The organism is Xenorhabdus bharatensis, assembly GCF_037996705.1.
GTDB classification, from domain to species: Bacteria; Pseudomonadota; Gammaproteobacteria; order Enterobacterales; family Enterobacteriaceae; genus Xenorhabdus; species Xenorhabdus bharatensis.
Window position 1 is genome coordinate 1 of the sequence record NZ_JBBMXG010000080.1, and the last position, 333, is coordinate 333.

General features: G+C 40.5%; 1 protein-coding gene. It reads right to left on the bottom strand.

Going from position 1 to position 333, the window contains the following annotated elements; all coding sequences use genetic code 11:
* Window positions 1-205: 205 nt before the first annotated feature.
* A partial coding sequence (locus tag AAC855_RS21305) for a transposase (RefSeq protein ID WP_422824420.1) occupies window positions 206-333 on the bottom strand: 128 nt, incomplete at its 5' end.

Here is a 333-nt window from a genome sequence, read left to right on the forward strand (position 1 = left end):
TGTGGCTGCCATATCTGTAATCCATATTGCACCTCTCGTGCAACACAGTATCGCAGCTAAAGCTGACCGACTAAAGTCGGTGGTTTTAACCTTTCATATGGAAAAATAAAAAATGACAAATCACATCGTGAAAACAACAATGGCACTCATCCATCTGCATAATAATAAATCTGGGGTTTTTACTGCTATAGCTAAATCAGAATAATTAGACACATTTCACGTGTTCCATAAACAGCTCGTCAATTGAACACCTCTCTCGCCGTCTTATCGCTTTGACTTCAGCCCATTTCGGTTCGATAGGATTCAAATCCGGGCTGTAAGGAGGTAACCATT